Annotated in this window: 19 protein-coding genes; all 19 read right to left on the reverse strand. The window is 65.2% G+C overall.

Annotated features, from left to right (window positions below; translation table 11 throughout):
- Positions 1-19: 19 nt before the first annotated feature.
- Positions 20-1,837 carry a glutamine--fructose-6-phosphate transaminase (isomerizing) gene (gene glmS / locus WDB71_RS15805; protein WP_341502554.1) on the reverse strand — a complete coding sequence of 606 codons (1,818 nt, stop codon included), beginning with the start codon at positions 1,835-1,837 and terminating at the stop codon, positions 20-22.
- A gap of 13 nt (positions 1,838-1,850) precedes the next feature.
- Complete coding sequence (locus tag WDB71_RS15810) at positions 1,851-2,615, reverse strand: DeoR family transcriptional regulator (protein WP_341502555.1); 765 nt, start codon at positions 2,613-2,615, stop codon at positions 1,851-1,853.
- A 142-nt stretch (positions 2,616-2,757) separates the two neighbouring features.
- Entirely contained in the window at positions 2,758-4,119 is a 1,362-nt protein-coding gene (gene glmU / locus WDB71_RS15815; protein ID WP_341502556.1) for a bifunctional UDP-N-acetylglucosamine diphosphorylase/glucosamine-1-phosphate N-acetyltransferase GlmU, read from the reverse strand.
- A 100-nt stretch (positions 4,120-4,219) separates the two neighbouring features.
- Complete coding sequence (locus tag WDB71_RS15820; protein ID WP_341502557.1) at positions 4,220-4,645, reverse strand: F0F1 ATP synthase subunit epsilon; 426 nt, start codon at positions 4,643-4,645, stop codon at positions 4,220-4,222.
- A gap of 12 nt (positions 4,646-4,657) precedes the next feature.
- Complete coding sequence (gene atpD, locus WDB71_RS15825; protein ID WP_341502558.1) at positions 4,658-6,049, reverse strand: F0F1 ATP synthase subunit beta; 1,392 nt, start codon at positions 6,047-6,049, stop codon at positions 4,658-4,660.
- Between the two features lie 39 nt (positions 6,050-6,088).
- The gene (gene atpG, locus WDB71_RS15830) at positions 6,089-6,949 is read right to left on the reverse strand and encodes a F0F1 ATP synthase subunit gamma (protein WP_341502559.1); all 861 of its coding nucleotides are present in this window, start codon (positions 6,947-6,949) and stop codon (positions 6,089-6,091) included.
- A 48-nt stretch (positions 6,950-6,997) separates the two neighbouring features.
- Positions 6,998-8,539: a F0F1 ATP synthase subunit alpha gene (gene atpA, locus WDB71_RS15835; RefSeq protein ID WP_341502560.1), complete on the reverse strand. Its 1,542-nt coding sequence runs from the start codon at positions 8,537-8,539 to the stop codon at positions 6,998-7,000.
- A gap of 14 nt (positions 8,540-8,553) precedes the next feature.
- The gene (gene atpH, locus WDB71_RS15840; protein WP_341502561.1) at positions 8,554-9,087 is read right to left on the reverse strand and encodes a F0F1 ATP synthase subunit delta; all 534 of its coding nucleotides are present in this window, start codon (positions 9,085-9,087) and stop codon (positions 8,554-8,556) included.
- Between the two features lie 11 nt (positions 9,088-9,098).
- Positions 9,099-9,569: a F0F1 ATP synthase subunit B gene (gene atpF / locus WDB71_RS15845; RefSeq protein WP_341502562.1), complete on the reverse strand. Its 471-nt coding sequence runs from the start codon at positions 9,567-9,569 to the stop codon at positions 9,099-9,101.
- A 45-nt stretch (positions 9,570-9,614) separates the two neighbouring features.
- Entirely contained in the window at positions 9,615-9,872 is a 258-nt protein-coding gene (gene atpE / locus WDB71_RS15850; RefSeq protein ID WP_341502563.1) for a F0F1 ATP synthase subunit C, read from the reverse strand.
- A 51-nt stretch (positions 9,873-9,923) separates the two neighbouring features.
- A complete protein-coding gene (gene atpB, locus WDB71_RS15855; RefSeq protein ID WP_341502564.1) occupies positions 9,924-10,715 on the reverse strand; it encodes a F0F1 ATP synthase subunit A in 792 nt (263 codons plus the stop codon).
- 15 nt (positions 10,716-10,730) lie between these two features.
- Positions 10,731-11,114, reverse strand: coding sequence for an ATP synthase subunit I (locus tag WDB71_RS15860; protein WP_341502566.1), 384 nt, complete (start codon positions 11,112-11,114; stop codon positions 10,731-10,733).
- Between the two features lie 418 nt (positions 11,115-11,532).
- Complete coding sequence (locus WDB71_RS15865) at positions 11,533-12,921, reverse strand: aminopeptidase P family protein (RefSeq protein WP_341502567.1); 1,389 nt, start codon at positions 12,919-12,921, stop codon at positions 11,533-11,535.
- The gene (locus WDB71_RS15870; protein ID WP_341502568.1) at positions 12,921-14,498 is read right to left on the reverse strand and encodes an aldehyde dehydrogenase (NADP(+)); all 1,578 of its coding nucleotides are present in this window, start codon (positions 14,496-14,498) and stop codon (positions 12,921-12,923) included. The genes WDB71_RS15865 and WDB71_RS15870 overlap by 1 nt, the downstream gene beginning before the upstream one ends.
- Complete coding sequence (locus WDB71_RS15875; protein WP_341502569.1) at positions 14,495-15,406, reverse strand: dihydrodipicolinate synthase family protein; 912 nt, start codon at positions 15,404-15,406, stop codon at positions 14,495-14,497. Before WDB71_RS15875 ends, WDB71_RS15870 begins: the two co-directional genes overlap by 4 nt.
- On the reverse strand, positions 15,403-16,656 hold the full coding sequence (locus WDB71_RS15880; protein ID WP_341502570.1) for an FAD-dependent oxidoreductase: 1,254 nt from the start codon (positions 16,654-16,656) through the stop codon (positions 15,403-15,405). The genes WDB71_RS15875 and WDB71_RS15880 overlap by 4 nt, the downstream gene beginning before the upstream one ends.
- Positions 16,649-16,888: a (2Fe-2S)-binding protein gene (locus WDB71_RS15885; RefSeq protein ID WP_341502571.1), complete on the reverse strand. Its 240-nt coding sequence runs from the start codon at positions 16,886-16,888 to the stop codon at positions 16,649-16,651. The genes WDB71_RS15880 and WDB71_RS15885 overlap by 8 nt, the downstream gene beginning before the upstream one ends.
- On the reverse strand, positions 16,878-17,993 hold the full coding sequence (locus tag WDB71_RS15890; RefSeq protein WP_341502572.1) for an FAD-binding oxidoreductase: 1,116 nt from the start codon (positions 17,991-17,993) through the stop codon (positions 16,878-16,880). Before WDB71_RS15890 ends, WDB71_RS15885 begins: the two co-directional genes overlap by 11 nt.
- Positions 17,990-18,940, reverse strand: coding sequence for a proline racemase family protein (locus WDB71_RS15895; protein ID WP_341502573.1), 951 nt, complete (start codon positions 18,938-18,940; stop codon positions 17,990-17,992). The genes WDB71_RS15890 and WDB71_RS15895 overlap by 4 nt, the downstream gene beginning before the upstream one ends.
- Between the last annotated feature and the right edge of the window lie 6 nt (positions 18,941-18,946).

The raw sequence follows: 18,946 nt of genomic DNA on the forward strand, positions 1-18,946 counted from the left end.
TGTCAGGGCAGGATCTCGCTCACTCGACGGTAACGCTCTTGGCCAGGTTGCGGGGCTGGTCCACGTCGGTGCCCTTGATCACCGCCACGTGGTAGCTGAGCAGCTGCAGCGGCAGCGTATAGAGGATGGGGGCCACCACTTCCTCGCAGTGGGGCACGGCCATCACCTGCATGTTGTCGGCGGGGGCTATGGCGGCGTCCTTGTCGGCGAAGACGTAGAGCTGGCCGCCGCGGGCGCGCACTTCCTCGATGTTGGACTTGAGCTTCTCCACCAGCTCGTTGTTGGGCGCCACTACGATGATCGGCATGTCGGCGTCGATCAGCGCCAGGGGGCCGTGCTTGAGCTCGCCGGCGGCATAGGCCTCGGCGTGGATGTAGCTGATCTCCTTGAGCTTCAGTGCCCCTTCCATGGCGATGGGGTACTGGTCGCCGCGACCCAGGAAGAGGGCATGGTGCTTCTCGGCGAACTGCTCGGCCAGGGTCTTGATGGCGCCGTCCAGACCCAGGGCGGATTCGATCAGGGCCGGCAGCCGGTGCAGGGCGCGGGCGATGTCCGCTTCCTGCTCGGCGCCCAGGGCGCGGCCGCGGCCCAGGGCCACGGTCAGCATCATCAGGGCGGCCAGCTGGGTGGTGAAGGCCTTGGTGGAGGCCACGCCGATCTCGGCGCCGGCCCGGGTCATCAGGGCCATGTCGGACTCGCGCACCAGGGAGCTGCCGGGCACGTTGCAAATGGTCAGGCTCTTGGCGTAGCCCAGCTCCTTGGCCAGGCGCAGGGCGGCCAGGGTGTCGGCGGTCTCGCCGGACTGGGAGATGGTCACCAGCAGGGTGCCGGGGCGGGTCACCGACTTGCGGTAGCGGAACTCGGAGGCGATCTCGATGTTGCAGGGCACCCCGGCCAGGGACTCTATCCAGTAGCGGGCCACCATGCCGGCATGGTAGCTGGTGCCGCAGGCGATGATCTGCACCTGCTCGATGTCGCCGAGGTCGCCCAGGGCCTCCAGGTTGAGCTTGTCCCCCACCAGGCGGCCTTCCAGGGTGTTGCGGATGGCGGTGGGCTGCTCGTAGATCTCCTTGAGCATGTAATGGCGGAACTCGCCCTTGTCGCCGGCGTCGTGCTGGACGTCGGATTCTTTGGCTTCCCGGGTCACCGGCTGGTCGTTCTCGTCGAACACCAGCACCTCGCGGCGGGTCACCTCGGCCACGTCCCCTTCCTCCAGGTAGGCGAAGGTGCGGGTCACCGGCAGCAGCGCCAGCTGATCGGAGGCCACGAAGTTCTCGCCGATACCGAAGCCTATCACCAGCGGGCTGCCGGAACGGGCCACCACCAGGCGCTCGGGATCGCGGTTGTCCACCACCACCATGCCGTAGGCGCCGTGCAGCTGCTTGCGGGCGGCCTTGACGGCGGCCAGCAGGCTGTCGGCGCTCTTCAGCTCGTGGTGCACCAGGTGGGCGATGACCTCGGTGTCGGTCTGGGACAGGAATTCATAGCCGAGTGCCTGCAGGCGGGTGCGCAGGGCTTCGTGGTTCTCGATGATGCCGTTGTGGACCACGGCGATGGTTCCATGTGAAACATGGGGGTGGGCGTTGGCCTCGGAGGGCTCGCCATGGGTGGCCCATCTGGTGTGGGCGATGCCGGTGCCGCCGCTGAGGGGGCTTTCGGCCAGGGCGTCGGCCAGGGACTGCACCTTGCCAAGGCGGCGCACCCGGCCCAGCTGGCCCTTGCCGTCGATCACGGCCACACCGGCCGAGTCATAGCCGCGGTATTCCAGGCGTTTGAGGCCTTCCACCAGGATATCCGCCACGTCCCTTTGCGCCACGGCGCCGACGATGCCACACATAGTTGTTCTCCTCTCAATCCTGCAGGGGGGCGCAGATCAGCTGCACCCCTTGTTGTTCTATGGCCGCCCTGGCGGCCTCGGAAATGCCCTGATCGGTCACCAGGGTGGTGACGGCGCCCCAGGGCAGCTCCAGGTTCGGTATCTTGCGGCCGATCTTGTCGGACTCGGCCAGTATGATGACTTCCCTTGCCACTTCCGCCATGACCCTGGACAAGCCGATCAGCTCGTTGAAGGTGGTGGTGCCCCGCTCCAGGTCGATGCCGTCGGCGCCGATGAAGGCCTGGTCGAAGTCGTAGGCCCGCAGCACCTGCTCCGCCACCTGGCCCTGGAAGGCCTCGGAATGGGGATCCCAGGTGCCGCCGGTCATCAGCAGGGTGGGCTCGTTCTCCAGCTCCCTAAGGGCGTTGGCCACGTTCAGGGAGTTGGTCATCACCACCAGGCCCCGTTTCTGATCCAGGGCCGGGATCATGGCCGCCGTGGTGCGGCCGTAGTCGATGATGATGCGGTTGTGGTCGCGGATGCATTGGGCCGCGGCCCGGCCTATGGCCTGCTTTTGTTTCGAAACCGGGCTGTCGTTGACCACCTCCTTGGGCACAGGTACGGCGCCGCCGTAGCGGCGCAGCAGCAGGCCGTGGCTCTCCATGGCCGCCAGATCCTTGCGGATGGTCACCTCGGAGGTGTCGAAATGGCGGGCCAGGGCGTCGACGCTGACCTGGCCCTGGCTCTCCAGCAGCGACAGTATGTTATGGCGGCGCTGGGCGGTATTGCGCTTGGACATGCTCAACCAGGTTTCGAAACGAAAGCGAATGATAGCGGATCAAAACTTGGCCAGGCAACAACGAAACTGAAATTGCCCTGAACGAAACGCCTCGCCACGAAAAAGGCGGCCCGGGGGCCGCCTTTCGTTTCGAAAGCCAGGCTTATTTCTTCTTGGGGCGCTCCCAACCGGCGATGTGGCGCTGCTTGGCCCTGGCCACCACCAGCTCGCCCTGGGCCACGTCCTTGGCGACGGTGCTGCCGGCGCCCACTGTGGCGCCCTGGCCTATGGTCAACGGCGCCACCAGGGCGGAGTTGGAGCCGATGAAGGCGCCGTCCTCGATGCGGGTCTGGAACTTGTTGGCGCCGTCGTAGTTGCAGGTGATGGTGCCGGCGCCGATGTTGACGCCCTGGCCTATGACCGCATCGCCCAGGTAGCTGAGGTGGTTGGCCTTGGAGCCCTGGCCCAGCACCGCCTTCTTCATCTCCACGAAGTTGCCGACGTGGCTGTCGTCCTGCATCACGGCGCCGGGGCGCAGGCGGGCGTAGGGGCCCAGGGTACAGCCGGCACCCACCTCGGCGTCCTCCAGCATGGAGTTGGCGCGGATCTCGGTGCCGGCCGCCACGGTGCAGTTCTTCAGCACGCAGTTGGGGCCGATGGTGACGCCGTCTGCCAAGGTGACGCTGCCCTCGAACACCACGTTGACGTCGATGATGACATCGTGTCCCACGGTCACCTCGCCGCGCACGTCGATGCGGGCAGGGTCGCGCAATGTGGCGCCGGCCAGCATCAGGCTCTGGGCCTGGCGGGCCTGGTAGCCCCGCTCCAGGGCGGCCAGCTGCACGCGGTTGTTGGCCCCTTCCACCTCCAGGGCGTCCTGGGGGTGCCAGGTGGCGATGGCGCGGGAGTCGTGGTGGGCCATGGCGATGACGTCGGTCAGGTAGTACTCGCCCTGGGCGTTGTCGTTGGAGAGGTTGTCCAGCCAGCGGCGCAGATCGCCGCCCTTGGCGGCCAGGATGCCGGTGTTGACCTCGGTGATGGCCAGCTGCTCGGCATTGGCGTCCTTCTGCTCCACTATGCCGACCACGTCGCCGTCGAAGTCGCGGATGATGCGGCCATAGCCGCTGGGGTCGTCCAGGGTCACGGTCAGCAGGCTGAGGCCGTCTTCGGCGCGGCGCTCCAGCAGCGCCTTGAGGGTCTGGGGGCGGATCAGCGGCACGTCGCCGTACAGCACCAGCACGGTGTCATGGTCGGCAATGGCCGCCATGGCCTGGGCCACGGCGTGGCCGGTGCCCAGCTGTTCGGCCTGCAGGGCCCAGGTCACTTCCTCCCCGGCCAGGGCCTGGCGCATGGCCTCGCCGCCGTGGCCGTAGACCAGGTGGATGCCCTGGGCGCCCAGCTGGTGGGCGGCGTCGATGACGTGCTTGACCATGGGCTTGTGGGCCACGGGGTGCAGCACCTTGGGCAGGCTGGATTTCATGCGGGTGCCCTTGCCGGCGGCAAGGATGATGACCTGGAGGGACATGGGGAAATTCCGTAGCGAACAAACTGCCGGGATTTTCCCACGAGAGGGCCGTAAAAACAAAAAGGCGGCCCAAGGGCCGCCTTTTTCACTCTGACACCTGTCAGCCGATGTGCTTCTTGAGAAGCTCCACCACCCGCAGCTGAGCCATGGCTTTGGCCAGCTCGGTGGCAGCCTGAGCGTAATCGAAATCAGCGCTCGGGTTGGAAATGGCCTTCATGGCCGCTTCCTTGGCTTCCTCGGCAGCGGCTTCGTCGATGTCCTTGGCGCGGATAACGGTATCCGCCAGGATATGGACGTTGCCGGGCTGCACTTCCAGAACACCGCCGGACAGGTACAACAGTTCCTCGTGGCCATGTTGCTTGACCATGCGCAGCATCCCCGGCTTCAGGGCGGTCAGCAGCGGGGCGTGACCGGCCATGATGCCCAGGTCACCCCATTCGCCGGTGACCTGGATGCTTTCGACGCGGCCGGAGAAGATGTTCTTCTCTGCGCTCACGACGTCCAGATGTACTGTCATAGCTGCCATAGGCTCCTCCTATCAGAGCTTGTTGGCTTTCTCGACTGCCTCGTCGATGCTACCAACCATGTAGAAGGCCTGCTCCGGCAGGTGGTCGAATTCACCGGCCAGGATGCCCTTGAAGCCAGCGATGGTGTCCTTCAGGGACACGTACTTACCGGGCGCGCCGGTGAAGACTTCGGCCACGAAGAAGGGCTGGGACAGGAAGCGCTGGATCTTACGAGCACGGGCTACGGTCTGCTTATCTTCGTCGGACAGTTCGTCCATACCCAGGATGGCGATGATGTCCTTCAGCTCCTTGTAGCGCTGCAGAACGGTCTGTACGCCACGGGCCACTTCGTAGTGCTCGGCGCCAACGACCAGGGGGTCGAGCTGGCGGGAGGTGGAGTCCAGGGGATCAACGGCGGGGTAGATACCCAGCTCGGCGATCTGACGGGACAGTACCACTGTGGCGTCCAGGTGGGCGAAGGTGGTCGCCGGGGACGGGTCGGTCAAGTCATCCGCAGGTACGTATACGGCCTGAACGGAGGTGATGGAGCCGGTCTTGGTGGAGGTGATACGCTCCTGCAGGACACCCATCTCCTCGGCCAGGGTCGGCTGGTAACCTACTGCGGAGGGCATACGGCCCAGCAGTGCGGATACCTCGGTACCGGCCAGGGTGTAGCGATAGATGTTGTCGACGAACAGCAGTACGTCGCGACCTTCGTCACGGAACTTCTCGGCCATGGTCAGGCCGGTCAGGGCTACGCGCAGACGGTTACCCGGCGGCTCGTTCATCTGACCGTATACCAGGGATACCTTGTCCAGTACGTTGGACTCGGACATCTCGTGGTAGAAGTCGTTACCCTCACGGGTACGCTCACCAACACCGGCGAATACGGAGTAACCGGAGTGCTCGATGGCGATGTTCCGGATCAGCTCCATCATGTTGACGGTCTTACCTACACCGGCACCACCGAACAGGCCGACCTTACCACCCTTGGCGAAGGGGCATACCAGGTCGATAACCTTGATGCCGGTTTCCAGCAGCTCGGTGGAGCTGGACTGGTCTTCGTAGCTCGGGGCTTCGCGGTGGATGGACCAACGCTCTTCTTCACCGATGGGACCTTTCTCATCGATGGGGGTACCCAGTACGTCCATGATGCGGCCCAGGGTCTGGGTGCCGACCGGAACGGAAATGGGTGCGCCGGAGTTGACGACTTCCTGACCACGCTTCAGACCTTCGGACTGACCCATGGCAATGGTACGAACTACACCGCCGCCCAGCTGCTGCTGAACTTCGAATACCAGGCCGTCCAGTTGGGAGCCTTCGGCATTCAGTTTGAGTGCATCGTAAACCTGAGGTACAGCGTTCTGCGGGAACTCAACGTCCACCACAGCACCGATGACCTGTACGATCTTACCTGTACTCATGATGTTTCCTCTGAACTTAAAATTCTGTTTGCCCTTGCCTTAAACGGCAGCGGCACCGGCAACGATCTCTGAGAGCTCCTGGGTAATCGCGGCCTGACGGGCCTTGTTGTACACCAGTTGCAGCTCATCGATGAGGTTGCCTGCGTTATCGGTTGCCGCCTTCATGGCAACCATCCGCGCTGCCTGCTCGGAAGCGAGGTTTTCCACTACGCCCTGGTACACCTGGGATTCCACGAAGCGCTTGAGGAGCATGTCCAGAAGCTCTTTCGGGTCACCTTCATAGATGTAATCCCAGCGATGGCTGTAGTCCTCGTCCTCGGACTTGGGCAGGGGCAGCAGCTGGTCGACTGTGGGTTCCTGCTTCATGGTGTTCACGAAGTTGTTGTACACCAGGAACAGGCGGTCCAGACGACCTTCATCATATGCTTGCAGCATCACCTGAACGGAACCGATCAAGTCCTGCAGTGACGGCTCATCGCCAAGGCCAGTGGCCTGGGCCATGAGGTTACCGCCGAAACGGTTGAAGAAGGCGGAGCCTTTGCTGCCGATGACAGCAAAATCCACATCCACGCCTTGTTCTTTCCAGGACTTGACGTCCTGGGTCACTTTCTTGAACAGGTTGACGTTCAGGCCACCACAGAGACCGCGGTCGGTAGAGACCACGATATAGCCCACGCGCTTGACCTCGCGCTCCTCCACGTAGGGGTGCTTGTATTCGAGGTTGCCTTGCGCGATGTGGCCGATCACTTGGCGCATGCTCACGGCATAGGGACGGCTATGGGCCATACGCTCCTGCGCACGACGCATCTTGGAAGCCGCCACCATTTCCATGGCGCGCGTGATCTTCTGCGTGCTTTTGACGCTGGCAATCTTGCCTTTAATCTCTTTTGCGCCGGCCATAACAATTCTCCTGCATCAACGATGGGCCGGTTGCCCGGCCCGGGCGGATTACCAGGTCTGGGTTGCCTTGAACTTGTCCAGGGCGTCTTTCAGACCGTTTTGGATCTCGTCGTTGTAATCGCCTTTCTCGTTGATCTTGGCCAGCAGGTCAGCGTGCTCGGCCTTCATGTAGGCCTGCAGCGCGTCCTCGAAGGCGCCGACCTTGTTCAGTTCGACGTCGTTGAGGTAGCCTTTTTCGGCTGCGAACAGAGACACGGCAGTTTCAGCCACGCTCAGCGGCGCGTACTGCTTCTGCTTCATCAGCTCGGTAACGCGCTGACCGTGCTCCAGCTGGGCGCGGGTGGCGTCATCGAGGTCAGAGGCGAACTGAGCAAAGGCAGCCAGTTCACGGTACTGGGCCAGAGCCAGACGGATACCGCCACCCAGCTTCTTGATGATCTTGGTCTGGGCAGCACCACCTACACGGGATACGGACAGACCGGCGTTCACCGCAGGACGGATACCGGCGTTGAACAGATCGGTTTCCACGAAGATCTGACCGTCGGTGATGGAGATCACGTTGGTCGGTACGAACGCAGAAACGTCACCAGCTTGGGTTTCGATGATCGGCAGGGCAGTCAGAGAGCCGGTTTGGCCTTTGACTTCACCGTTGGTGAAGCGCTCCACGTAATCGGCGGAAACGCGGGCGGCGCGCTCCAGCAGACGGGAGTGGAGGTAGAAAACGTCACCAGGGTAGGCTTCACGGCCCGGCGGACGACGCAGCAGCAGGGAGATCTGACGGTAGGCAACGGCCTGCTTGGACAGGTCGTCGTACACGATCAGGGCATCTTCGCCGCGGTCGCGGAAGTACTCACCCATGGCACAGCCGGCGTAAGGCGCCAGGTACTGCAGGGCGGCAGCTTCGGAGGCGGAGGCAACCACCACGATGGTGTGCTCCAGGGCGCCGTGCTCTTCGAGCTTGCGTACCACGTTGGCGATGGTGGAGGCCTTCTGGCCGATCGCTACGTAGATACACTTAACGCCGGTACCTTTCTGGTTGATGATGGTGTCGATGGCCAGGGCGGTCTTACCGATCTGACGGTCACCGATGATCAGCTCACGCTGACCACGACCGATCGGGATCATGGCGTCGATAGACTTGTAGCCGGTTTGCAGCGGCTGGTCTACGGACTGACGATCGATAACGCCGGGGGCGATGACTTCAACGGGAGAGAAACCGTCGTTGTCGATGCGACCCTTGCCGTCGATGGCTTCACCCAGGGTGTTGACCACACGGCCCAGCAGGCCACGGCCTACCGGTACTTCCAGGATACGGCCGGTGGATTTTACCTTGGTGCCTTCTGCCAGGTCGGCGTACGGACCCATGACCACGGCGCCGACGGAGTCGCGCTCGAGGTTCAGGGCGATGGCGTAGCGGTTGCCCGGCAGTTCAATCATTTCGCCTTGCATGACGTCAGCAAGGCCGTGAATGCGGATGATACCGTCAGACACCGATACGATGGTGCCCTCATCATGCGCTTCACTTACAACCTCGAACTGCTCAATGCGAGATTTGATCAGCTCGGCGATCTCAGTGGAATTCAGTTGCATGCTCTATTCCCCGTTCAGGCTTGCAGCGTGTGTGCCAGACGTCCCAGCTTGCCCTTGACGGTGCTGTCGATGACCAGGTCACCCACCTTCACCAAGGTGCCGGAAATCAGTGATGCGTCGACACTGCATTTCAGCTTAACTTTGCGTGCGAGACGTTTCTCGAGTGCGGCAGCCAGCTTGCTCTGCTCATCAGCGCTCAGCTCGGTGGCGGAAGTCACATCGGCTTCCACTTCCTGGGCGTACTCGTGATGGTACTCGGCAAAGAGTGCCGCAACTGCCGGCAGGGCCGGCAGGCGTTCGTTTTCGGCCATCACCTTCAACAGGTTCTGACCATTCGCGTCCAGTTGCTCACCGCAGATCGTGATCATGGCCTCGGCCTTGTCGGCCTTGGCCAGGTTGCTCTCGAAGATGGCCTGCAGTTTTTCATGCTTGGCCACTTCACCGGCAAAGGTCAGCATGGCTGCCCAGTGATCAACGGCGGCCTTTTCGACCGCGAAATCAAAAGCCGCTTTTGCATAGGGACGAGCAATGGTTACCAGCTCAGACATAAGTCCCCCTATCAAATCTCAGCGACAATCTTGTCCAGAATGTCGCGGTGAGCAGCTTCGTCGATAGAACGCTCGAGAATCTTCTCGGCGCCGGCGATGGCAAGAGCAGCAACCTGCTTGCGCAGCTCTTCTTGAGCCCGCACGCGTTCGGCTTCCACTTCGGCGTGGCCGGCAGCGATGATTTTCGCTTTCTCGGCCTGGGCTTCGGTTTGAGCCTCTTCGATGATCTGCGCCTTGCGCTTGTTAGCCTGTTCGATGATGGCGCTGGCGTCGGTCTTGGCTTCCTTCATGGTGTCGGCAGCCTTGGCCTGGGCCAGTTCCAGGTCTTTTTCAGCGCGGTCGGCGCTGGCCAGACCGTCAGCGATTTTCTTCTGACGCTCTTCGATGGCTTGGATCAGGGGCGGCCATACAAACTTCATGCAGAACCACACGAAGATGATGAAGGACACCAATTGACCCAGCAGGGTGGCGTTGATGTTCACAACGGTTCTCCTCTAGTTAATAAGCTGTGAGGTGTGCCGTTGAAATTAACCTTTCAGCTGGTCCAGGAACGGGTTAGCGAAGGTGAAGAACAGGGCCAGACCAACACCGATCATGGTTACGGCGTCGAGCAGACCGGCAACGATGAACATCTTAACCTGCAGCATGGGAGCCAGTTCAGGTTGACGAGCAGCGCTTTCCAGGAACTTGCCACCCAGCAGACCGAAGCCGATAGCGGTACCCAGGGCACCCAGACCGATCAGCAGAGCAACAGCGATAGCGGTAAAGCCAACGATAGTTTCCATGGTTTTCTCCAGTTTTAATGGTTAATGGTTAAAGCAAAAAACAAAGTTAAATCAGTGATCTTCACTGGCCAGGCTCAGGTACACGATGGTCAGCATCATGAAAATGAAGGCCTGCAGGGTGATGATCAGGATGTGGAATATGGCCCAGGGCACGGACAGGAACCACTGTCCATACCACGGCAGCAGGGCAATCAGGATGAAGATCAGTTCGCCCGCATAGAGGTTACCGAACAGACGCAGCGCCAGTGAGATGGGCTTGGCGATCAGGGTAACGAACTCCAGCAGGAAGTTGACCGGGATAAACAGCGCTTGCACCAGCTTGTTGGGGCTGTTGAAAGGATGCAGGGTCAGTTCCTTCACGAAGCCGCTGACGCCCTTGATCTTGATGGAGTAGAAGATCATCAGGGAGAACACGCCCAGAGACAGCGCAAAGGTGGTGTTCAGGTCAGTGGTGGGTACCACCTTCAGGTAGGAAACGCCGGACAGCGCTGCCGCGTGGGGCAGGAAGTCGACCGGGATCAGATCCATCAGGTTCATCAGGAAGACCCAGACGAAGATGGTCAGAGCCAGCGGCGCGATCAGCTTGGAACGGCCGTGGAAGGTCTCCTTGACGGAGGTGTCCACGAATTCCACCAGCATCTCTACGAAGCATTGGAATTTACCCGGCACTCCGGTATCCGCTTTCTTGGCGACCATCCGGAACAAGCCCAGGAAGGTCATACCAAGTACGAATGAGAAGAGCAGGGTATCGATGTGCCAAGTCCAGAAGCCTTCGCCCGCCGTCAGGTTAGTGAGGTGGTGGACGATGTACTCGGATGGCGTTTGGGGTGCATTACCAGCCATTGTCGGTCCCGTTTTTTATTTCCGTTGAATCAAAACCGGCGCAAACCACTGTGCCATGACGCCTATCCCGTAGGTGGCAAAAAGGGCTCCCATGGCCACGGGAACCCAAAGCAGCACAATGACAAACAGTAAAACAGTCAGGCCTATCTTGAGCGCCTCGCCCTTGTAGAAGCCGTGTACGACTTGCTGGGCGGCCCGCGCTCCGGCCTTGGCAAAAGCCAGTCGGGCAAACACGAAATTAGGGAGTACGCAGATCAACCCGCCCAGAAGGGCCGAGTAGCCTGCCTGTACTCCCCATACTGCTGCACTGATGCAGCTGGCTATCAGGACCACCGCCGCCTGTACCGCCACCAGTTTGTATGCCACCTGGCGACCCGGGCGGGCCAGCTTGTCCGACACCTGTTGCTCCGACCTTTTCCCCGCCCTTTTTGGCCACTTGAGGCGAGGGGGCTAAAAAACTGGCGAAAGTATACCGTTTTGGCCCCCGAATGCAAACCGGATGGGCCCCCACAGCCCCCAGCAGAGCGCCCGGGAAAGCGTTTTCGCAATGTAAGTCTAAACCGTTGTAAACAATGGCATTTTTGGTTTGGGGCTCGTGATAAGGAGGGATAGGCGCGGCAAATTCCTTGCGCCAGGTCATAAAGGGGCGGCGGACAAGGCGAAAAAAGCCCGTTGGCACTGGTTAAACTTTGTGCAGGGCAACAGCTTTTCGCCCTCCCGAGCCGTGCCGGGCTGCCAAGACGGCGCCTTTTGGCAAAGGTAAGGAAATTTCGTATTGAAGGGCGCAAAACTCCTTCTTTAACGCCCAGGTAACAAATCAGCCGTTCATGATGGCGGCGATATCCTCCGGCGCCTTGGCGATGGTCGGTCCCAGCAGCCGATGGCCATCATCGGTGACCAGCACCTCGTCCTCCAGGCGCACCCCGCCAAGGCCCAGCAGCCGTTCGGCGACGCCATAGTCGATGCAGTCCTTGAAGCGGCCCTCGGCGGCCCAGGTTCGGATCAGGGTCTCGTTGAAATAGATCCCCGGCTCCACCGTCATCACCATGCTGGCCTTGAGCGGTCTGGCGAAGCGCAGGCTCTTGTGGCCGAACAGGGGGCTGCGTTCAAGGCCTTCGCCGTAACCCACCAGCTGCTCGCCCAGGCCTTCCATGTCGTGGACATCCAGGCCTATGGGGTGGCCGGTGCCGCACTGGAACACCAGGGCATGGGCGCCCCTGGCCACCAGCTCGGCCGGGGAGCCCTTGAACAGCCCCAGTTCGGTCAGGCCCGCCACCAGGCTCTGGCAGGCACGGTCGTGGACGGCCCTGAAGGGCACCCCGGGCGCCATCAGCTCGATGGCGTCCTGCTGGGCCCTGGCCACCATGGCATAGAGATCGGCCTTGATGCCCTCGAAGGAGCCACCCACAGGGATGGTGCGGGTGATGTCCGAGGCATAGCCCAGGGGCGAGTTGGCGCCGCAGTCGTTGACCACCCAATCGCCCCTTTCCAGGATCTGGTCGTGGCGCTCGTTGTGGAGGATCTCGCCGCGGCGGCTGAAGATCACCGGGTAGGAAAGCTGGCTCTGGTGCCGCGCCACCACTTCCATGATGGCACCGACCACGGCGCTCTCGCGCACCCCGGGCCTGGTCCTGGCCATGGCCACATGGTGCATCTCGGCGGCAAGGGCCAGGGCCTGCTCCAGCTCGGCGATTTCCTCCGGCCCCTTGATGAGGCGCAGCTCTGCCACCGCCCGGATCAGCGGCTCCGACACCAGCTCGCCCAGCCGATCCAGGCCCAGATCCAGCCATTGCATGCGCTGGATCTCATGATCACCCCGGTAGGGCGGCAGCAAATGGAGGCGCCGGCCCCGGTCCCTGGCCTGGCGCAGCAGGGACGGCAGCTCGGCCCTTGGCAGCACGGTGTCGATCCCGGCCCGGGCGGCCTGGTCCGCCAACGCCTCCCTGGGCCCGGTCCAGACAACCGAATCCAGGCCGGGATCGTCACCGACGATCAACGCCTTGCCGACGTCCAGATCCAGGATCAGGGTCAGATCGGGCCTGTCGATTCCACAGAAATAGCGGAAGCTGCCGTCCTGGCGAAAACCGTAGTGGTTGTGCCGGTAGTTCATGCCCACCAGGCCGTTGCCTTGCAGCACCACCAGGCCGCCCTCCAGCCGGGCCGCCAGCGCGGCCCGGCGCTGCACATAGATATCGCTGCTGAACATCACGGTCCCTCCCGGGTCGGTACCCCGTCCACCAGGCGCAGCAGCCCCAAGGGATTGTCGTCCCTCAGCTCAAGAGGCAGCAGCGCCTGGGGCACATCCTGGTAACAGACCGGGCGGCAGAAGCGGCGGATGGCGCCTGTGCCCACGGCCGTGAAACGGCTGTCGGAGCAGGCCGGCCAGGGACCGCCGTGGACCATGGCCGGCGCCACCTCCACACCGGTGGGAAAGCCGTTGAAGATCACCCGGCCGGCCCTGGCTTCCAGATGGGGCAGCAGCTCGGCGACCAGGGCCTGATCGCCCTGGCCATGGAAGACACCAGCGGTGAGCTGGCCGTCCAGCCGCGCCGCCAGCTCGGCGAAACGGCCGGGCTCGGCCCTGACCAGCAGCGAACAGGGGCCGAAGGTCTCCTCCTGCAGCCTCGGCTCGGCCAGCAGGGCATCCAGGCCACATTCCAGCAGGCCGGCGCCGAATTGGGTGCCCTGGCCCTTGGCCGCCACCAGCACCTTGACCCCGGGCAGCCTGCCAAGGACGCCGAACCGGCTCAGGTAGTTGTCGCCGATGCCGGCGGTGAGCATGGGGGCGCCCTCGAAGGCCCTGAGCCGCTCGGCCAGGGCGATACAGAAGGCATCGCCCGCTTCCCCTTGTGGCACCACCACCAGGCCGGGGTTGGTGCAGAACTGGCCGCAGCCCAGGGTGATGGAGGCGGCCAGCTGCTCGGCCAGGGCGGCGCCGGCTTCTGCCAGCTTGCCGGGACAGAAATAGAGGGGGTTCACCGAGCCCATCTCGGCGAACACCGGAATGGGCTCGGCGCGGCTGGCGGCCAGGTCCATCAGCGCCCGGCCGCCGGCCTGGGAGCCGGTAAAGGCCACCGCCTTGACCTGGGGGGCCAGCACCAGCTGCCTGCCCACCTCGATGCCGTCGTCCAGCAGGCAGGCGAAGGCGCCGGCGGGGAAACCGCATTCCGCCACCGCCTGGCTCAGGGCCAACGCCGCCAGCAGCGAGGTGCCGGGATGGGCGGGATGGGCCTTGACCAGCACCGGATTGCCGGCGGCCAGGGCCGAGGCGGTGTCGCCGCCGGCCACCGAGAAAGCCAGGGGGAAGTTGGAGGCGCCGAACACCGCCACCGGGCCCAGGGGCCGCAGCAGGGATCTCAGGTCGGGCCTGGGCAACGGCTGGCGATCGGGCTGGGCCGGATCGATGCGGGCCTCCAGCCAGGAACCCTCCTCCAGCAGGGCGGCAAAGGCCCTGAGCTGGTTGCAGGTGCGGGCCAGCTCGCCCTTGACCCTGGCCTCGGGCAGGCCGGTTTCCAGGGGGGTCAGGGCCACGAAGTCCGCCTCCCGCGCCGCCAGCCTGTCGGCCATGGTTTCGAGCAGCCGGGCCCGTTGCCGGCCCGCACTGGCCGCCAGCACCGGCGCCGCCTGCTTGGCCAGTTCCAGGGCCTCGGCCACCAGGGCGGCGTCGGCGGCCTGGTAGCAGGCGGGCAGGGGCTCGCCGCTGGCCGAATCCCTGGCCTGGAAGCTACGGCCTTGCCCCGCCCGGGGGCGGCCGCCGATCAGGGACAGGCCATCGGGGCTCATGCGGCCTCCTCGCCCGGACCGGGGCGGTTGTCGAGGGCATGGCGGATCAGTGCCAGGGTCTCGGCACGTTCTTCCTGGGTCAGCGGCAGGCGTGGCGGACGCACCTGCTCATTACCCCAGCCCACGGCCTCCTGGGCCAGCTTGATGAGCTGCACGAACTTGGGCACGGTATCCAGGCGCAGCAGCGGCAGGAACCAGGCGTAGAGTTCGAAGGCCTCGTCCAGGCGGCCGGCCATGGCCAGCTCGTAGAGGCGGATGGACTCCTCGGGCAGGGCGTTGACCAGGCCGGCGATCCAGAACCGGGCACCACAGGCCACCCCTTCCAGCAGGCAGTCGTCCACGCCCACGCCCAGGGCCACCTTGTCGCCGATCAGGGCGCGGATGGCGCTGATCCGCCGCGCATCTGTGCTGGATTCCTTGACCGCCTCCACCTTGGCGTGGCGCTCAACCAGCTCGGCTATCTGCGCCGGCTGCAGATCCAGGCCATAGGCCACCGGGTTGTTGTAGAGGATGCAGGGCAGCTCGGTGGATTCGATGACGGCGCCCATATGGGTGCTGAGCTCGCGCCAGTCGGCCGGGTACACATAGGGCGGCAGCACCATCAGGCCCTTGGCGCCCACGTCACGGCAGGCCCTGGCCAGGGCCACCGCCTCCTCGGTGCTCATGGCGGCGATGCCGGGCATCACCGGCACCTCGCCGGCCGCCTCCACGCAGCTCTTCACTACGGCCACCTTCTCGTCGAAGCTCAGCGTCGCCCCTTCGCCCAGGGAGCCGCAGGGGATGATGGCGGTGCTGCCCGCCGCCACCAGCCAGGCCACGTGGCGCTTGAGGAACTCGTGATCCACCTGCAGCTCGGCGGTGAAGGGGGTGGTGATGGCGGGCATGACGCCTGTCCACTGGATGCTCATGTTGACTCCTTGGTGTGTTTAACGGACAGCAGGGTGGCCACCTTGCAGGGCGCCAGGGGCTGGCGCCGGGCCGCCGAGGCGGGCCACCCCTTGAGAAATTGCAGGGCCGGGCCGCAAATCCGGCCCTGGCATTCGCCCATGCCGGCCCGGCACTGGAGCCGGGCCTGGCGGGCGCTTTCACTGAGCTGGATCTCGCCCCAGCTGCTGCCTTCGCAGCGGCAGACCGGGGTTTCCAGGCGGGGCAGGGACCTGATCTCGTCGCGCAGGCCGAAGGCCGACAGCAGCCGCCCGGCCCTTTTGCCGGCCCTGTCCCTGGCCCTTTGCAGGGCGACACTGGGCCGGCCGCAGGCGGCCAGGGCGGCGATCCGGCCTTCCAGCAGCGCCAGCTCGCAGCCGCCGATGCCGGTGGTCTCGCCGGCGCAGTAAAGATCCGGTACCGAGCTGGCCTGGTTGTGGTCCACCAGCACGGCACCCTTGTCGATGGCGCAGCCCAGCAGCTCCGGCAGTTCCAGGTTGGCCACCAGGCCGAAGCCCACCCCCAGGTAGTCGCAGGCCAGCGCCCTTGGCCGGCCGCCCTGGCGCACCAGCACCGACGACAGCCGCCCCTTGCCCCTGGCCTCCAGCACCCAGCTGTCGGGCCTGATCAGGCCTGGCCCCAGGGTTTTCAGCAGCTTGAGGCTTTGCCAGAGGCGGCCGGGATCCCGCAGCAGGGCCAGGCCGGCCCGTAGCAGCGACCAGGTTGTCTGTTGTTCCAGCAGGCACAAAACCCGAGCCCCCTTGGCCTTCAGGGTCTCGGCCGCCGCCAGCAGCAGGGGGCCGCTGCCGGCCAGCACGATGCGCCTGCCCCGAACGTCCAGGCCGCGCTTGGCCAGGGCCTGCAGGGCCCCGGCGCCCGTGACCCCGGGCAGATCCCAGCCAGGGAAGGGCAGCAGCAGCTCCCGGGCGCCCAGGCAGAGGATGGCCTTTTGCGGGCGCACCAGCTCGCCGCCGCCGGGAAATTCGAACAGATAGCCGCCGTCCAGGGCGCCGACGCAGCGCCAGCCGGGCCTGTAGTCCACGGTGCTTCTGGCCAGGCGCGCCAGCCAGGGGCCGGCCTGGGGATGGTCGGGTCCAGCGCCGCGCCAGATCTGGCCGCCCGGGGCCGGCTCCAGATCGCACAGCAGCACCTCCTTGCCCTTTGCGGCGGCGGTGACGGCGGCGGCGATGCCGGCCGGGCCGGCACCTATGACCAGGATCTCCACTTCAGTCACGGGTGCTGACCTCCATGCCGGCGCGCACCAAGAACTGGCAGGCCAGCTGCTCCTTGTGGCCGTCCACCGTCACCCGGCAGCCGAAACAGACGCCCATGCCGCAGAGCGGTGCCCTGGGCTGGCCGCGGCCGTTGCGGCCACAGGGCAGGTTGCGCTCCAACAGCACGGCGGCCAGGGATTGGCCTTCCTCGACCCGCAGCCGCCTGCCGTTCAGCACGATCTCAATGGCCATGGCCAGCTCCAAAGCGATCCGGGGCATAGGGAGCCAGATCCAGTTCCGGCTCCTGGCCGGTGATGGCCTGGGCCAGCAGCCTGGCCGTGGCCGGGGCCGTGGTGATGCCCAGGCCCTCATGGCCGGTGGCTACCCAGAGATTGGGGATGGCCGGCCAGGGCCCCAGCAGGGGCTTGTTGTCCGGGGTGGTGGGCCTGAGGCCGGTCCAGCAGCGCAGCAGCCGCTGCCGGGCCAGGCAGGGTACGAAGCGGGCCGCCTTGTCCAGCATCGCGGTCAATACGTCCATGGCCAGCTGCTGGTCCTCGCCGTCGAACTGGCGGGAGGAGCCGATCAGCCACTGGCCGGTCTCCCTGGGCTGGAGATTGAAGGCCACGGCGGTGCCGTCGGCCTGGGTGCTGTCGTGGTAGCCCAGCTCCACCAGCTGGTGGCGGATGGCGGGCACCTGGCGGCTGGTGATGGCCAGGTGGCCCTTGCGGCCCAGCAGGGGCAGCTCGGGCAGCAGGCGGCGGCTGTCCAGACCGGCGCAGAGCAGGATCCGGCCGGCCTCGACCACCTCGCCACCGGCCAGCACCAGCGCCCCTTCCTCCAGCCGCTGCACTTGGCTGTTGGGCCTGTAGTGGCCGCCCTGGTCCAGGAAGGCGGCCAGCAGGGCGGCGGCGGCGCCGGGCTGGTAGAGGATGGCGTCATCGCGCACCCGCAAGGCCCCGGCCAGGCGGGGGCTGAGGCAGGGCTCCAGGTGGCGCAGGCCGTCCCGGCCCAGGGCTTCGCAGTTGATGCCCTGCTCGTGCAGCAGGGCCTGGCGGGCCTGGGCCGAGGCCATCTGCTCGTCGTCGGCGGCCAGCCAGAGGGTGCCGGCGCGGCGATAGGCAGCGCGCTCGCCCAGCCAACGGCTCTGTTGCCGCCAGAGGCGCACGCCCAGGCGGGTCAGGGCCAGGGTCTGGGGATCGTCATCCATGATCACCAGGTGGCCCATGCCGCGGCTGCTGGTGCCTGTGGCCAGCTGGGCCTGATCCAGCAGCACCGTGCTGAGGCCGGCCTGCTGCAGGGCCAGGGCGCATTGCACCCCGACCATGCCGGCGCCGACCACCGCCAGATCCCAGCTCATGGCAGCAGGCCCAGGCGGTAGGGATCCTCGGCCCCGAAGATCAGCTCGGCCCGGGCCACCACATGGGCGCGGCCGGTGATCAGGGGCCGGATGCGACCGTCCACCAGCTTTTCAAAGCGGCCCTGGAAGAGGCCGCCGGTCAGGGAGGCCTGGCGCCAGCACTGCCCCTCGGCCAGCAGGCCGTCGGCGGCCAGGCAGGCCAGCTTGGCGCTGGTGCCTGTGCCGCAGGGGGATCTGTCCCATTCGCCGCCGGGGCAGAGCACGAAGTTGCGGCCGTCGCAGTGCTTGTCGCCCGGGCCCAGCAGCTCCACGTGGTCGATGGCGGCGCCCTCGGCACCTGTGATGCCCTGCCGGGACAGGGCCGCCATGATGGCGCGGCTGGCGCCAAGCAGGGTTTCCAGGTTGTCCGGCACCAGGGCGAGACCGTGGTCCTGGCAGAGATAGAACCAGTTGCCGCCCCAGGCGATGTCGCCATGGACGGTGCCCAGACCGGGTACCGCCACCTGCACCCGGCGGCGATAGCGCCAGGCCGGCACATTGGCCAGGGTGACGGCGCCGTCACGGCCAAGCTCGGCCTCCACCTCGCCGACCGGGGTGTCCAGGCGCACCGGGCCGGGCCGGATCCGCCCCAGGTGGGCCAGGGTCTGCACCACGCCGATCAGGCCGTGGCCGCACATGCCCAGGTAGCCGACGTTGTTGAAGAAGATCACCGCCCCCTGGCAGTGGGCCTTGTCGCTTTCCAGCAGCATGGCCCCCACCAGCACCTCCGAGCCCCTGGGCTCGGTGAGGATGGCCCGGCGCAGGGCGTCGTGCTCGGTGCGGAAGCGGTGCAGGATCTGCGGCAGTTCGCCATCGCCCAGCAGGGCGCTGGCGTTGAGGACGACCCGGGTGGGCTCCCCCTCGGTATGGGAGTCGATGACGGCAACGGCGGTGGGGAACTGATCCATGGCGAT

The organism is Gallaecimonas sp. GXIMD4217 (assembly GCF_038087665.1).
GTDB lineage: Bacteria > Pseudomonadota > Gammaproteobacteria > Enterobacterales > Gallaecimonadaceae > Gallaecimonas.

Coding starts and splice junctions, on each gene's coding strand:
- glmS (WP_341502554.1), bottom strand. CDS start 1,837: ATGTGTGGCATCGTCGGCGCCGTGGCGCAAAGGGACGTGGCGGATATC.
- WDB71_RS15810 (WP_341502555.1), bottom strand. CDS start 2,615: ATGTCCAAGCGCAATACCGCCCAGCGCCGCCATAACATACTGTCGCTG.
- glmU (WP_341502556.1), bottom strand. CDS start 4,119: ATGTCCCTCCAGGTCATCATCCTTGCCGCCGGCAAGGGCACCCGCATG.
- WDB71_RS15820 (WP_341502557.1), bottom strand. CDS start 4,645: ATGGCAGCTATGACAGTACATCTGGACGTCGTGAGCGCAGAGAAGAAC.
- atpD (WP_341502558.1), bottom strand. CDS start 6,049: ATGAGTACAGGTAAGATCGTACAGGTCATCGGTGCTGTGGTGGACGTT.
- atpG (WP_341502559.1), bottom strand. CDS start 6,949: ATGGCCGGCGCAAAAGAGATTAAAGGCAAGATTGCCAGCGTCAAAAGC.
- atpA (WP_341502560.1), bottom strand. CDS start 8,539: ATGCAACTGAATTCCACTGAGATCGCCGAGCTGATCAAATCTCGCATT.
- atpH (WP_341502561.1), bottom strand. CDS start 9,087: ATGTCTGAGCTGGTAACCATTGCTCGTCCCTATGCAAAAGCGGCTTTT.
- atpE (WP_341502563.1), bottom strand. CDS start 9,872: ATGGAAACTATCGTTGGCTTTACCGCTATCGCTGTTGCTCTGCTGATC.
- atpB (WP_341502564.1), bottom strand. CDS start 10,715: ATGGCTGGTAATGCACCCCAAACGCCATCCGAGTACATCGTCCACCAC.
- WDB71_RS15865 (WP_341502567.1), bottom strand. CDS start 12,921: ATGTTCAGCAGCGATATCTATGTGCAGCGCCGGGCCGCGCTGGCGGCC.
- WDB71_RS15870 (WP_341502568.1), bottom strand. CDS start 14,498: ATGAGCCCCGATGGCCTGTCCCTGATCGGCGGCCGCCCCCGGGCGGGG.
- WDB71_RS15875 (WP_341502569.1), bottom strand. CDS start 15,406: ATGAGCATCCAGTGGACAGGCGTCATGCCCGCCATCACCACCCCCTTC.
- WDB71_RS15885 (WP_341502571.1), bottom strand. CDS start 16,888: ATGGCCATTGAGATCGTGCTGAACGGCAGGCGGCTGCGGGTCGAGGAA.
- WDB71_RS15890 (WP_341502572.1), bottom strand. CDS start 17,993: ATGAGCTGGGATCTGGCGGTGGTCGGCGCCGGCATGGTCGGGGTGCAA.
- WDB71_RS15895 (WP_341502573.1), bottom strand. CDS start 18,940: ATGGATCAGTTCCCCACCGCCGTTGCCGTCATCGACTCCCATACCGAG.